The sequence below is a fragment of the Duganella sp. CF517 genome (genome assembly GCF_900110275.1).
Classification (GTDB): domain Bacteria; phylum Pseudomonadota; class Gammaproteobacteria; order Burkholderiales; family Burkholderiaceae_D; genus Rugamonas.
In genome coordinates this window covers 360,635-374,335 of record NZ_FODC01000006.1, presented here as the reverse complement: position 1 = coordinate 374,335, position 13,701 = coordinate 360,635, and the positions used below count along the sequence as shown (strand labels likewise).

General features: G+C 63.5%; 10 protein-coding genes. 5 read left to right on the top strand and 5 right to left on the bottom strand.

Going from position 1 to position 13,701, the window contains the following annotated elements:
* Window positions 1-152 precede the first annotated feature (152 nt).
* Window positions 153-2,999, top strand: coding sequence for an excinuclease ABC subunit UvrA (uvrA, locus tag BMX85_RS23795; RefSeq protein ID WP_090324616.1), 2,847 nt, complete (start codon window positions 153-155; stop codon window positions 2,997-2,999).
* A gap of 17 nt (window positions 3,000-3,016) precedes the next feature.
* Entirely contained in the window at window positions 3,017-3,916 is a 900-nt protein-coding gene (locus tag BMX85_RS23790) for an AraC family transcriptional regulator (protein WP_090324614.1), read from the top strand.
* On the opposite strand, the gene BMX85_RS23785 is transcribed toward BMX85_RS23790, so the two are convergent.
* A complete protein-coding gene (locus tag BMX85_RS23785; protein WP_090324613.1) occupies window positions 3,913-5,718 on the bottom strand; it encodes a DUF885 domain-containing protein in 1,806 nt (601 codons plus the stop codon). The genes BMX85_RS23790 and BMX85_RS23785 overlap by 4 nt on opposite strands.
* Window positions 5,719-5,937: 219 nt before the next feature.
* On the opposite strand from BMX85_RS23785, the gene BMX85_RS23780 reads away from it, so the two are divergent.
* Window positions 5,938-7,374 (top strand): aldehyde dehydrogenase family protein, encoded by a 1,437-nt coding sequence (locus BMX85_RS23780; protein ID WP_090324612.1) that lies wholly within the window; start codon window positions 5,938-5,940, stop codon window positions 7,372-7,374.
* Here BMX85_RS23780 and BMX85_RS23775 read toward each other — a convergent pair.
* Together BMX85_RS23775 and BMX85_RS23770 are read right to left on the bottom strand one after the other, a co-directional pair.
* On the bottom strand, window positions 7,340-7,990 hold the full coding sequence (locus BMX85_RS23775) for an HAD hydrolase-like protein (protein ID WP_090324611.1): 651 nt from the start codon (window positions 7,988-7,990) through the stop codon (window positions 7,340-7,342). The two genes, BMX85_RS23780 and BMX85_RS23775, sit on opposite strands and share 35 nt — an antisense overlap.
* A 118-nt stretch (window positions 7,991-8,108) precedes the next feature.
* Window positions 8,109-9,974 (bottom strand): phosphoenolpyruvate carboxykinase (GTP), encoded by a 1,866-nt coding sequence (locus BMX85_RS23770; RefSeq protein WP_090324610.1) that lies wholly within the window; start codon window positions 9,972-9,974, stop codon window positions 8,109-8,111.
* Window positions 9,975-10,287: 313 nt separating this feature from the next.
* On the opposite strand from BMX85_RS23770, the gene BMX85_RS23765 reads away from it, so the two are divergent.
* Complete coding sequence (locus tag BMX85_RS23765; RefSeq protein WP_090324609.1) at window positions 10,288-11,286, top strand: D-2-hydroxyacid dehydrogenase family protein; 999 nt, start codon at window positions 10,288-10,290, stop codon at window positions 11,284-11,286.
* A gap of 27 nt (window positions 11,287-11,313) precedes the next feature.
* Here BMX85_RS23765 and BMX85_RS23760 read toward each other — a convergent pair whose 3' ends face one another.
* On the bottom strand, window positions 11,314-12,081 hold the full coding sequence (locus BMX85_RS23760; protein WP_090324608.1) for an L-asparaginase: 768 nt from the start codon (window positions 12,079-12,081) through the stop codon (window positions 11,314-11,316).
* A gap of 141 nt (window positions 12,082-12,222) precedes the next feature.
* Here BMX85_RS23760 and BMX85_RS23755 point away from each other — a divergent pair, with 141 nt between their 5' ends.
* A complete protein-coding gene (locus BMX85_RS23755) occupies window positions 12,223-12,708 on the top strand; it encodes an asparaginase domain-containing protein (protein WP_090324607.1) in 486 nt (161 codons plus the stop codon).
* A 61-nt stretch (window positions 12,709-12,769) separates the two neighbouring features.
* Here the strand turns inward: BMX85_RS23755 and BMX85_RS23750 are convergent, their stop codons facing one another.
* Complete coding sequence (locus BMX85_RS23750) at window positions 12,770-13,666, bottom strand: recombination-associated protein RdgC (protein WP_090324606.1); 897 nt, start codon at window positions 13,664-13,666, stop codon at window positions 12,770-12,772.
* Window positions 13,667-13,701: the final 35 nt, after the last annotated feature.

Below are 13,701 nucleotides of genomic sequence, written 5' to 3'. Positions count from 1 at the left end.
GTCCCGCTGTTTCCTGCGGCAAGTTGAAACGTCGCAAGAAAATACTGGTATTATATACAGTGTCAAGGCCGGCACGTTCGATGCACATCAAGCCCGGCGCAAGTATATCCAAACCCGGCTATAGTTACGGGTTGACTCTAAAGGCCAAATCAATGGAACAGATCCGCATCCGCGGCGCACGCACGCACAACCTCAAAAACATCAATCTCGACCTCCCGCGCAACAAGCTGATCGTGATCACCGGCCTGTCCGGGTCCGGCAAGTCGTCGCTCGCCTTCGATACGCTGTATGCCGAGGGCCAGCGCCGCTATGTGGAGTCGCTGTCGGCCTACGCCCGCCAGTTCCTGCAGCTGATGGAAAAGCCGGACGTCGATCTGATCGAAGGCCTGTCGCCGGCGATTTCGATCGAGCAGAAAGCCACATCGCACAATCCGCGTTCGACCGTCGGCACCGTGACCGAGATCCACGATTATCTGCGCCTGCTGTACGCGCGCGTCGGCACGCCTTACTGCATCAACCATCCGGACCAGGCGCTGGCCGCGCAGACGGTGTCGCAGATGGTCGATGCGGTGCTGGCGATGCCCGACGATACCAAGTTGATGATCCTGGCGCCGGTGGTGGCCAACCGCAAGGGCGAGCACTCCGACCTGTTCGAGCAGATGCAGGCGCAGGGCTTCGTGCGCTTCCGCGTGCAGAGCGGCACCGCCGCCGCGAAGATCTATGAAGTCGACGATCTGCCCAAGTTGAAGAAAACCGAGAAGCACACCATCGACGTGGTGATCGACCGCGTGAAGGTGACCGCCGAGATCAAACAGCGCCTGGCCGAGAGCTTCGAGACCGCGCTGCGCCTGGCCGACGGCCGCGCCGTGGCGCTGGAAATGGATAGCGGCACGGAGCACGTCTACTCCAACAAGTTCGCCTGCAACACCTGCGGCTATTCGCTGCAGGAGCTCGAGCCGCGCCTGTTCTCGTTCAATAACCCGATGGGCGCGTGCCCGGAGTGCGACGGCCTCGGTCACATCGAGTTCTTCGATCCGAAGCGCATCGTCGCCTTCCCCAACCTGTCGCTGGCTTCCGGCGCGGTCAAGGGGTGGGACCGCCGCAACCAGTTCTACTTCCAGATGCTGTCCAACCTGGCCGCGTACTACGAGTTCGATCTGGACCTGCCGTACGAGCAGCTGCCGAAGACCGCGCAGGAAGTGATCCTGCACGGCTCGGGCAAGACGCACATTCCGTTCACGTATGTGAATGAGCGCGGCCGCACCGTCGTCAAGGAGCACGCGTTCGAGGGCGTGGTGACCAACCTGGCGCGCCGCTACCGCGAGACCGATTCGATGGCCGTCAAGGAGGAACTGGCGAAGTTCATCAACGAGAAGAAGTGCCCGGCGTGCGAAGGCGCGCGCCTGCGCATCGAGGCGCGCTACGTCAAGGTCGGCAGCGGCAAGCAGGAAAAGGCGATTTACGAGATCGCCGAGAAGCCGCTGCGCGAGACGCTGTCGTTCTTCGAGCAGTTGAAGCTCAAGGGCGCGAAGAAGGAGATCGCCGACCGCGTGGTCAAGGAGATCATCTCGCGCCTGAAGTTCCTCAACAACGTCGGCCTCGATTACCTGTCGCTGGACCGCAGCGCCGATACGCTGTCCGGCGGCGAGGCGCAGCGCATCCGCCTGGCGTCGCAGATCGGCTCCGGCCTGACGGGCGTGATGTACGTGCTCGATGAGCCGTCGATCGGCCTGCACCAGCGCGATAACGACCGCCTGATCGAGACGCTCAAGCACTTGCGCGACATCGGCAACAGCGTGCTGGTGGTGGAGCACGACGAGGACGCGATCCGCACCGCCGACTTCATCGTCGACATGGGCAAGGGCGCCGGCGTGCACGGCGGCGACATCATCGCCCAGGGCACGCTGAAGGACATCCTGAAGAACAAGCAGTCGCTGACGGCGCAGTATTTGAACGGTACGCTGAAAATCGCGGTGCCGAAGAAGCGCCACGTCGCCGATCCGGACAAGCAGTTGGTCATCACCGGCGCCACCGGGAACAATCTGAAAAAGGTCAACCTGCACTTGCCGGTCGGCCTGATGACGTGCGTGACCGGCGTTTCCGGTTCCGGCAAATCGTCGCTGATCAACGATACGCTGTATCCGGCGCTGTCGCGCCACCTGTACGGTTCGCAAACCGAGCCATCGCCGCACGATTCGATCAGCGGCCTGGAACACTTCGACAAGGTCATCGCCGTCGACCAGGCGCCGATCGGCCGCACGCCGCGTTCGAACCCGGCGACGTACACCGGTTTGTTCACGCCGATCCGCGACCTGTTCTCGACGGTGCCGGTGGCCAAGGAGCGCGGCTATAGCGCCGGGCGATTCTCGTTCAACGTCAAGGGCGGCCGCTGCGAGGCGTGCCAGGGCGATGGCGTGATCAAGGTGGAGATGCACTTCCTGCCGGACGTCTACGTGCCGTGCGACGTGTGCCACGGCAAGCGCTATAACCGCGAGACGCTGGAAGTCCAGTACAAGGGCAAGAACATCACCGAGATCCTCGACATGACGGTGGAGGACGCGCACGAGTTCTTCAAGCCGGTGCCGCTGATCGCGCGCAAGCTGCATACCTTGCTGGACGTGGGCCTGGGCTACATCAAGCTGGGTCAGAGCGCGACCACCTTGTCGGGCGGCGAGGCGCAGCGCGTCAAGCTGTCGCTGGAGCTGTCCAAGCGCGACACCGGCCGCACCTTGTACATCCTGGACGAGCCGACCACCGGCCTGCACTTCCACGATATCGATTTGCTGATGAAGGTGATCCACCGTCTGCGCGACCAGGGCAACACCTTGGTCATCATCGAGCACAATCTGGACGTGATCAAGACCGCCGACTGGGTCGTCGATCTGGGACCGGAGGGCGGCGCGGGCGGCGGCAAGATCATCGCCGCCGGCACGCCGGAGGATGTGGCCAAGAACCCGGCCAGCGTCACCGGCAAGTACCTGGTGCCGCTGCTGAAGTAATCAGTCAGAAGTAAACCATGAAACGGGAGCTCCCTCTCTCACCGCTCGATCAGATGATCGACATCGTCGGCCGGTTCGCGCGCGACGACGAGCGGTACGAGACGGTGATCCCGTTTTTGTCGTTGCTGCGGTCCTCGCGGCCGACCGCCGTCACGCGCGGGGTTCTCAAGCCCTCGTGCTGCGTAATTCTTCAAGGCGGCAAGCGCGTGCACCTTGGCGCCGATGTTCTCGATTACGGTCCCGGTGAATATCTTGTGGTCTCTGTCGACCTGCCTGCATCCGGGCAGGTGCTCAACGCCACGCCCGGGCAGCCGTATCTGCTGCTGAACATCGAATTCGAACCGCAGGAAATCGCCGCCATCGTGGCAGAGGCGCATATCGCCATGGCCGATGACGCCCAGCCGGTGCGTGGCGCGTTCGTCGGCCGATCCGATGCCGGCCTGCTGGAAGCGCTGTACAAGCTGGTTCGCTTGCTCGATGCGCCGGCGGCGGAGGCGGCTTTTCTGGCGGTGGGCTTGAAGCGGGAGATCATCTACCGCCTGCTGACCGGGGAATACGGACGGCAGCTGTATCAAAACGTGGTGCTCGACCAGCAGGATCGCGGCATCAGCAAGGCGATCGCGTGGCTGAAGGACAGATTCGACCAGCCGGTCAAGGTCGAGGATCTGGCGCAGGCCACCAATATGAGCGTCTCCAGCCTGCACCATCGCTTCAAGGCGGTAACGATGATGGGGCCGATGCAGTATCAGAAGCAGCTGCGCCTACAGGCGGCGCGCACCTTGCTGCTCAACGGCGATATCGACGCCGGCACCGCCGCCTACAAGGTTGGCTACGAAAGCCAGTCCCAGTTCAGCCGCGAATACCGGCGCCTGTTCGGCGCCCCGCCGATGACGGATGTGAAAAAGCTGCGCGCCTAGCTGGCCGTCACGGTCCGCTTCTCGTCCGCCACCCAATCCTTGATGTGCTTTTCCAGCACATCCATCGGCAAGGCGCCCGCGCCCAGCACCTGGTCGTGGAACTTGCGGATGTCGAAGCCGGCGCCCAGCTCCTTGCGGGCGTAGTCGCGCAGTTCGAGGATCTTCAACTGGCCGATCTTGTAGCCCAGCGCCTGGCCCGGCCAGACGATGTAGCGGTCCGTCTCGCTCTGCACATCGACTTCCTCGATGCCGGAATGGTCGTGGAAGAAGTCCACCACCTGCTGGCGGTTCCACTGCTTGTAGTGCAGGCCCGTGTCCACCACCAGCCGGATCGCGCGCAGCATTTCATCCTGCAGGTGGCCGTAGTAGCTGTATGGGTCCTTGAAGAAGCCCAGCTCCTCGCCCAGACGCTCCGAGTACAGCGCCCAGCCCTCGGCGTAGGCGGTGTAGTTGCCCTGCTGGCGGAACATCGGCAGGCCGTCGATCTCCTGCGCGATCGACAGCTGCATGTGGTGGCCCGGCACGCCCTCGTGCAGCGCGGTGGTCTCGATGCCGATGGTGGAACGGTCCTTGAATTCACCGGTATTCACCATCACGCGGCCGGGACGCTTGCCGTCCGGCGAACCGGGCATGTACGCGGCGGCGGAGGCGCCCTTCTCGCGGAATTCCTCGACCTTGATGATCTCCACCTTCGCCTTCGGCAGCACGCCGAACTGCTGCGGCAACTGCGTGTACATCTGGTCCGTGTATTTTTGATACAGGTCGATGATCTCCTGGCGCGATTTCGGATGCGTGGCCGGGTTGGAGGCCAGCGCTTTGTTGAAGGTCTTCAGATCCTTGAATCCCAGTTTTTGCGCCGTCTCCAGCATCTGCCCTTCGATGCGCGCGACCTCGGACAGGCCCAGTTGATGGATCTCCTCCGGCGACATGTCGGTAGTCGTCGAATTTTTGGCCTTGAAGGCGTAGCGCGCCGCGCCGTCCGGCAGCGACCACATGCCCACTTCCTTGCGGCCGTGCGGCTGGTATTTGGTCTTGGTGTAGACGGCCAGCTTTTTATACGCGGGATTGACATGGGTGCGCACGGCCGCCAGCACTTCCTTGCTCAGGCGCGCCTTGTCGGCGGCGGAGAAGTCCTTCGGGAATTTCTTCAGCGGCTCGGCGAACGGCGACTTGGCCGGCGCCATCGCCGCCACATCCTCGCACTGCTTGACGATCTTCGGAATCAGGAATTGCGGCGGCATCAGCTTGTCGCCGACGCCCTTCTCCATCTGCACCCGCGTCTCGTCGAACAGCTTGGGCAGCGATTGCAGGCGCTTGATGTAGTCCTCGTAATCCTTGACGGTGTCGAACGGCAGCGCCGAAATGATCATCGGGGTATCGATGTGGACGCCGGAGTTCTGCGCCAGCGGCATCTCCCAATCCTTGAAGCGGGCGCCGTCGACGCTCTGGCGCAGCTGGCGCACCATCAGTTCGCGGTTCAACTGCTCCTGCAGCGGAAAGCCGCTGGTGTCGACCGCTTCGAAGCGCTTGAGGAAGTCGTCGCTGGCCTTGATGTCGGCCTCGATGCTCGCCTGCGAAAAGTCGGACCACTTGTCGTTGTAGCGCTTATCGCCCAGCAGCGACGCCCACTCAGGGCTATTGCGCATGGTGTACTCCCACTGCTCCTTGATCAGGCTATTGAGCGCGGCGCGGCGGCCTTCGAGGTCCGGCGCGGCGTTGGCGGATTGGGCGTGGGCAGGGCCAAGCAGCAGGGAAAACAGCAGCGCGCTGGCGACGCCGAGGCGGGTGGTGGTCAGCTTCATCGGGGACTATCCATAAAAAGGGTCGAGCATGCACTTTAAATGAAGCGGCGGCGCAGGGTCGTCGTTTTGTGACGGATGGCGAAAATGCGGTATCGAAGCGCATCTACACGCGACAGGCAGAATCGGGCAAAGATCGTGCAGGAACCCCACTAACGCCCAGGCGCCGCGCTTTCTAGAATGGACGCACCTATTCCACCAAGTCGAAACAGGAGCCTAGCCATGCGTAACATCGAACATATCTACATCAACGGACAATTCGTCATCCCGCACGGGACGGAGATGGCCGATCTCGTCAACCCCACCAGCGGCCAGCTGACCGGCCAGGTGCGCCTGGGCGACGTCGAGGACACGCGCCGCGCCATTGCCGCCGCCAGGGCCGCCTTCCCCGCGTTTTCCCGCACCACCACGGCCGAACGCGGCGCGTACCTCCAGAAGCTGCACGACGCCGTGGCCGCGCGCGCGGACGATGCGGCGCGGGCGCTGGTCGAGGAATACGGCGGTCCGCTCAATACCAGCGTCGGACGGTCGCGCTATACGGCCAGGATGTTCTTGGACGTGAAGAAGGTGATGGAGGACCACGCCTTCGTCAAAACCGTCGGCGTGTCGAAAGTGGTGCTGGAGCCGGTCGGCGTGGTCGGCATCATCACGCCGTGGAACTCGAGCGCCTGGTTCATCGCCAACAAGGTCGCCACCGCCATCGCGGCCGGCTGCACGGTGGTGGTCAAGCCGAGCGAATTGAGCGCGGTGCAGAACCAGATCCTCACCGAATGCTTCCATGCGGCCGGGCTGCCGCCGGGTGTCGTCAACATCGTCAACGGGCGCGGCGACGTGGTCGGCGCCGAGATCAGCGCCCATCCTGGCATCGACAAGATCTCGTTCACCGGCTCCACGCTGGTCGGCAAGACCATCGCGCGCGCGGCGGTCGATACGATGAAGCGCGTGACGCTGGAGCTGGGCGGGAAGAGCGCCAACGTGCTGCTCGACGACGCCGACTTCGCCAAGGCGATACCGGCCGCGATCCAGGCCTGCTTCATGAACAACGGCCAGGCGTGCATCGCCGGCACGCGCCTGCTGGTGCCGGCGCACCGGCTGGAACAGGTCAAGCGGCTGGCCAAGGAGGCGGCGGAAGCGTTCACCGTCGGCGATCCGCGCGAGGCCGGCGTGGCGCTCGGGCCTATCGTCACCAGCAAGCAGTACGAGCGCGTGCAGCACTACATCCGCATCGGCATCGAGGAAGGCGCGGAACTGCTGACCGGCGGGCCGGGCAAGCCGCAGGGTCTGGAGGCGGGCTACTTCGTCAAGCCGACCGTGTTCGCCAACGTCACGCCGTCGATGACCATCGCCCGGGAGGAGATCTTCGGGCCGGTACTGTCCATCCTCACCTACGAGACCGAGGACGAGGCGGTCGCCATCGCCAACGACACGCCGTATGGTTTGCAGGCCTATGTCAGCTCGACCGACCTGGCGCGCGCCAACCGGGTGGCCGGGCGATTGATCGCGGGCCGGGTGCATATCAACGGCATACACGACGACTTGATCGCGCCGTTCGGCGGCTTCAAGCAGTCTGGCATCGGCCGCGAGTTCGGTCCCTATGGGCTCGATGCGTATCTGGAGCCGAAGGTCATCCTCGGCCAAGCAGCGCAGTATCCGGACTGAGGTCGAGCAGGTCGTCGACGTGTCGGAAGATCCGTTGCGGATGTTGGGCGGCCAGCGCGTCGACGTGGTTGAAGCCCCAGGCCACGGCGCCGAAGCCGATGCCGGTGTCGGCGGCCGCCCTGGCGTCGCGGATTTCGTCGCCGATCAGCATCGCGTGCCGCGGCGCGATTGCGCTGGCGGCGAGCACCTTGCGTATCTTGGACGGCTTGCCGAACAGCGAAGCGCCGCACTCCACATGGCTGAACAGGGCAAGCAGCTCCGGGCCAAGGATGGCGCGGACATTGGCGGGCGCGTTGGAGGTGACCACGGTCAGCATCACGCCTTGCGCGTGCAACGCGCGCAAAGCCTGGTCGATGCCGGCGAACAGTGCGATGTTGGCGATATCGTCAGCCATGCGGGTGCGCATGAAGCGCGCGATGGCCGGCACTTTCCATAACGGTATCTCGTGATGCGCCATGATCTGGCGGGCATCGAGGCCGCGCAGGATGCCCTGGCGTTCGCGGTCGAGAGGCTTGAAGCCGTACTTGTCGGCGGCCCGGTCGAACACGCGCACGAAACTGGGGAAGGTATCAGCCAGCGTACCATCGAAATCAAAGATGATGAGCTTGATGCGCATAAAAAAATCCGGGGTCAGGTCCACCAATGCTACACGAGCAGAGCCGTAGAGAGTTCTACGCTTCGGTTCGGGTAGCATTGGTGGACCTGACCCCGGAGTTGGGTTCAGGCCGCTTTGCTTAGCTGGCCAGACGCTGTTCCAGCTCGGCTTTCACCGCCGTCAGTTCCTTCGGCAGGTGGTAGGCCAGCTTGGTGAACAATTCTTCGTGCAGCTTCAACTCTTCACGCCAGGCGTCCTTGTCGATCGAGGTGATCGTTTCGAACTCTTCCGGCGAGAACGGGATGCCGTCCCACTTCAGGTCGCCGAAGCGCGGCGTGGTGCCGAAGATGTTTTCGATACCACCGGCCGAGCCTTCGATACGCTCCAGCATCCACTTGAGCACGCGCATGTTGTCGCCGAAACCAGGCCAGACGAAGTGGCCCTGGTCGTCGGTGCGGAACCAGTTGACGCAGTAGATCTTCGGCAGCGTGGCGGCGTTGACCTTGCCCAGCTTCTCGCCCAGGTTCAGCCAGTGCTGGAAGTAGTCGCTCATGTTGTAGCCCATGAACGGCAGCATCGCGAACGGATCGCGGCGCACGACGCCCATCTGGCCGGCGGCGGCGGCGGTCGTTTCCGAACCCATCGTCGCGGCCATGTAGACGCCTTCGACCCAGTTGCGCGCTTCGGTGACAAGCGGCACGGTGGTCGAGCGGCGGCCGCCGAAGATGAAGGCCGAGATCGGCACACCGGCAGGATCGTCCCATGCAGCGTCGATCACCGGGTTCTGCGTGGCGGCCACGGTGAAGCGGGCGTTCGGGTGCGCGGCCTTGGTGCCGGACGTTGGCGTCCAGTCCTTGCCCTGCCAATCGATCAGGTGCGACGGCGCTTCCTTGGTCAAGCCTTCCCACCAGACATCGCCGTCGTCGGTCAGCGCGACGTTGGTGAAGATGGTGTTCTCGCGCATCGAGGCCATGCAGTTGAAATTGGTCTTTTCGTTGGTGCCGGGGGCCACGCCGAAGTAACCCGCTTCCGGATTGATCGCGTACAGGCGGCCGTCGGCGCCCGGCTTGATCCAGGCGATGTCGTCGCCGATGGTGGTCACTTTCCAGCCGTCGAAGCTCGCCGGCGGGATCAGCATGGCGAAGTTGGTCTTGCCGCAAGCCGACGGGAAGGCCGCCGCGACATAGTGCTTTTTGCCTTCAGGCGATTCGACGCCGAGGATCAGCATGTGTTCGGCCAGCCAGCCCATGCCGTCCTTGGCCGCGTCCTGGTGGCCCATGTTGGAGGCGATCCGCAGCGCGAAGCACTTCTTGCCCAGCAGCGCGTTGCCGCCGTAGCCCGAACCGTAGGACCAGATTTCGCGGGTCTCCGGGTAGTGGACAATGTATTTGGTCGGATTGCATGGCCATGCCACGTCTTTTTGGCCGGCCTTGAGCGGCGCGCCGACGGTGTGCACGCACGGCACGAACTCGCCGTCGGTGCCCAGCACGTCATAGACGGCCTTGCCCATGCGCGTCATGATGCGCATGTTGACGGCGACGTAAGGCGAGTCGGACAGTTCGACGCCGATATGCGCGATCGGCGAGCCCAGCGGACCCATCGAGAACGGCACGACATACATCGTGCGGCCGACCATGCAGCCGTCGAACAGTGGATTGAGGGTGGCGCGCATGTCGGCGGGCTCCATCCAGTTGTTGGTCGGGCCGGCTTCTTCCTTGGTGGCCGAGCAGATGTAGGTGCGGTCTTCGACACGGGCGACGTCGGTCGGGTCCGAGCAGGCGAGGTAGGAGTTCGGACGCTTTTCCTGGTTCAGCTTTTTCATGGTGCCGGCGGCGACCATTTCGGCGCACAGGCGGTCGTACTCCTCCTGCGAACCGTCGCACCAGTAGATGCGGTCCGGTTTGGTCAACGCGGCGATCTCCGCCACCCAATTGATCAGTTTTTGTTGTTTGATGTAAGCTGGGACGTTCAATGTGGCAACGCCACCCATGACGGGCTGATTCATAGTACCTCCAATACAATTAAAATTCTTCGGTCTCTACGCGGCAAGGTCGTCGTCAGCTTGTGGCTTGCGCTCGGAAGCCCATTCGAAATGGGTCGGCGGATCACGGCGGTCTTGTCGAAAGCGCCAAGTGTGTGCATTGGCGCGCAACTCTTTTCGGTGGCGAGTTGTTCAATTTTTGAGCGATTGTACACCCGACATTAGGCGATTCGATCAAAAATGTAGGAGAATTGGTTGACTAAAGTAGTAAGCTATTCAGGTTCTTTCTGACACTGTTATTTCGCTACGAATTTCATTACAAGATCGGCTAACTTCCATGAAAATCGCTATTCTCGATGATTACCAGAACGCAACCGCGACCCTCGCCTGCTACGATTTATTGCGCGGGCACGAGGTTAAAGTGTTCAATAACACAACAAAAGGGCTGGGACAGCTGGCAATCCGGCTGGCGCCGTTCGACGCTTTGGTGCTCATCCGTGAGCGCACTACATTGTCCCGGGCACTGTTGAACAAGCTGCCCAACCTGAAGCTGATTTCGCAGACCGGCAAGCTGGCCGGACACGTCGACGTGGCCGCCGCGACCGAGCTGGGCATCGCCATCGCCGAGGGTGTCGGCTCGCCGACCGCGCCGGCCGAGCTGACGTGGGCGCTGGTGATGGCGGCCGCGCGCAAGATCGTGCCCTACGCCAGCAATCTAAAGGACGGGCTGTGGCAGACCGCCTCGGTCAACCCGCAGTTGAACGGATTGGGCGTGGTGCTCAAGGGCCGCACGCTCGGGATTTGGGGCTACGGCAAGATCGGCCAGTTGATCGCCGGCTATGGCCGGGCGTTCGGCATGAAGGTGGTGGTGTGGGGCAGCCAGGGCAGCCGCGACAAGGCGGTGGCCGATGGCTACGCGGCGGCGGCGTCGCGCGAGGCGTTCTTCGGCGAGGCCGATGTGCTGAGCATGCACCTGCGGCTGCATCCGGACACGCGCGGCATCGTCACGGCGGAAGACCTGGCGCGCATGAAGCCGACGGCGCTGTTCGTCAACACCAGCCGCGCCGAGCTGGTGGCGCCCGACGCGCTGGAGCAAGCGCTCAACCAGGGCCGCCCGGGCTACGCGGCGATCGACGTGTTCGAGACCGAGCCGCTGGAGGCGACTTCGCCGCTGCTGCGCATCCCGACCGTGCTGGCGACGCCGCACCTGGGCTACGTGGAGCGGGACAGCTACGAGCTGTACTTCCGCCACGCGTTCCAGAACATCGTGGATTTCGCGAACGGGACTTGCGACAAGATCAACAACCCGGAGTACAAGGCCAACGCGCGGCGCTAAGGCCCGGCCATCGGTTGGCGGCAAGGACTAATCGGTCTGCTCGGGCACTTCCGGCAAACCGGTGACATTGACGCGCGGCGCCGGCATCACATGCACCTTGTTCCACAGCCCCGCCCAGCCGGGCGGCCAGCCGATCTCCGGTCCCGCGTACGGCGGCAAGGTCGCGCGCACCGGGATCACCGGCACCGCCGGCATGTCCATCAGCGGGCCGCCATCGGCACGCTGCATGTCCAGGCTGTACATATATCCCGGCAGCAGCGCCTCGCAGACGCTGTCGAACCACGCGGTGTGGTCCTCGTCGCGTCCCAGCGCCTGCGCCAGCCCCTGCGGATCGAACCTGGCCAGCGCGTGGATCAGCTCCTCCGTGGTGGCGCCGGGCGAATCGCCCCACCCCATCACCGGATTGACGTTGTAGTCGGCCCCCGAGCCATACCAGCCCTCGCGCCACGAGCGCTGCATCCAGTCGCGCTGGCCGGTGAACAAATGCCAGCGCCAGTGCAGGCCGGACGGCTTGGGCCAGGAATACAAATAGAGCCTTTGATAACCGGCCTTGTGCAACGCGCGCACCACCGCCATCAAGCGGGCGTGGGGCATGCGGTCGGGCGGCGCGCGGCGGAACAGGATGGCCTCGCCGTCGGCGAACTGCACCTCGTCGGTGGACAGGTTCAGGTCGAGCGTGCGCGACTCGCTGCCGAAGCGGGCGGAGATCCAGCCGGTCAGCAGATTGACCGACGTGATGACGCCGTAGCCGCGATGGCGATGAAAGATAACAGTTCCGGGGGCGACGGCTTTCATGGTGTGCGGGCGGACAAAAGAAACCAGTGTAGACCTAGTATGCCCAACTTTCCAGCCCGCCGCGCCCTCTTTTTTGCGCGTCGGGGTATCCGGGGGTTTGGGTTATGATGCAGGTCATTTTCCTCAGCTTGAGCTTTTATCATGACCCTGCGCATCCTCGCCACCGGCGGCACCTTCGACAAACACTACAATGAATTGAACGGCACGCTGGGCTTCGCCGACAGCCACGTGCCGGCGCTGCTGGAACGCTGCCGCCTGACCGTCGATGTGGCCCTTGAAACATTGCCGCTGATGGATTCGCTCGACATGGTCGACGCCGACCGCGAACGCATCCTGGCCTCGTGCCGCGCCGCGCCGGAGAAGGCGATCGTGATCATCCACGGCACCGACACCATGCCGCAAACGGCCATGGTGCTGGGACCGGCCGAGCTGGGCCGGACGATCGTGCTGACCGGCGCCATGATCCCGTACGAGATCGCCAATTCGGACGCGCTGTTCAACCTCGGCTTCGCCTGCGGCGTGGCGCAAACCCTGCCGCCCGGCGTCTACGTGGCGATGAACGGCAAGATCTTCGCCTGGGATAACGTGCAGAAGAACAAAGCGGCCGGCGTGTTCCAGCCGCTGTAACCGACAGACGAAAAAAAGCCGCGGCATCGTGCGATGCCGCGGCTTTTTCTACTTAACAACCTCAGGCTTTCGCTTCGCCGCCCAGTGCTTCGACGACGTCGGCCATCAGCTTGTTGAGCTCGCCAGTCATCAGCATGAAGTCGCCGTCGAAACGCTCTTCGTCGTTCTTGGTGCTCGATTCCTTTTCGGCGATCACGTCCAGCGGCTTGATGCCCTTGATCGCCAGCGATTCGGTGAGCACGAAGGAAATCTTGCTGTCCCACGTCATCGCCAGGCGCGTGCACTGCTTGCCGGCGGCGATGTGGCGGCGCACCTCGTCCGCCTCCAGGGTGTGGCGCACGTAGCGCACGGCGGCCTTGCTCTCGCCGGTGGCGCGCAGCTCGGTGTCCATGTCGACCGTGAAACCGGCCGGCGCGTCGTCCGCCTGCAGCCATTCGGTCATCACGCCGACCGGCGAGCGCTGCACGCGCAGGCTTTCCAGCGGCAGTTTATCGACGGCCTTCAGCAGCAGCTTGATCACTTCGTCGGCCTTGGCCGGGCTGGCCGCGTCGACCACCAGCCAACCGTTGACCGGGTCGATCCAGGTCCAGACGTTGCTGCGGATCGAGAACGCGCGCGGCAGCAGTTCGTCGGCGACGCGCTCTTTCAGCTCCTTCATGGCTTTCTTGCCGGGAGCGAAACCTTGCGCTTCCTCCATCTCGGCGGCGCGGGCCTTGGCGACCTGGTTGATGACCGTCGACGGCAGCAGTTTCTTCTCGGTGCCCAGCAGAATCAGCATTTGCTTGTTCACCACGTGCACCAGGCCGCCGTTCGGACGCGGCGTGTCCCAACCCTGGCGCAGCAACTCGTTGCTGTTGGCTGGTACGAAGGAGTGGGGAGCGAGGGCGGCTTCCAATTGTTCCGGGGTATAGGCCCAAGGGGCCGGCAGACGGTAAATCTGAAGATTCTTAAACCACATGAGTGAGTGCCTTGTTCAGTAATGCCAGGGGAGCG

Coding starts and splice junctions, on each gene's coding strand:
- uvrA (WP_090324616.1), top strand. CDS start 153: ATGGAACAGATCCGCATCCGCGGCGCACGCACGCACAACCTCAAAAAC.
- BMX85_RS23790 (WP_090324614.1), top strand. CDS start 3,017: ATGAAACGGGAGCTCCCTCTCTCACCGCTCGATCAGATGATCGACATC.
- BMX85_RS23785 (WP_090324613.1), bottom strand. CDS start 5,718: ATGAAGCTGACCACCACCCGCCTCGGCGTCGCCAGCGCGCTGCTGTTT.
- BMX85_RS23780 (WP_090324612.1), top strand. CDS start 5,938: ATGCGTAACATCGAACATATCTACATCAACGGACAATTCGTCATCCCG.
- BMX85_RS23775 (WP_090324611.1), bottom strand. CDS start 7,990: ATGCGCATCAAGCTCATCATCTTTGATTTCGATGGTACGCTGGCTGAT.
- BMX85_RS23770 (WP_090324610.1), bottom strand. CDS start 9,974: ATGAATCAGCCCGTCATGGGTGGCGTTGCCACATTGAACGTCCCAGCT.
- BMX85_RS23765 (WP_090324609.1), top strand. CDS start 10,288: ATGAAAATCGCTATTCTCGATGATTACCAGAACGCAACCGCGACCCTC.
- BMX85_RS23760 (WP_090324608.1), bottom strand. CDS start 12,081: ATGAAAGCCGTCGCCCCCGGAACTGTTATCTTTCATCGCCATCGCGGC.
- BMX85_RS23755 (WP_090324607.1), top strand. CDS start 12,223: ATGACCCTGCGCATCCTCGCCACCGGCGGCACCTTCGACAAACACTAC.
- BMX85_RS23750 (WP_090324606.1), bottom strand. CDS start 13,666: ATGTGGTTTAAGAATCTTCAGATTTACCGTCTGCCGGCCCCTTGGGCC.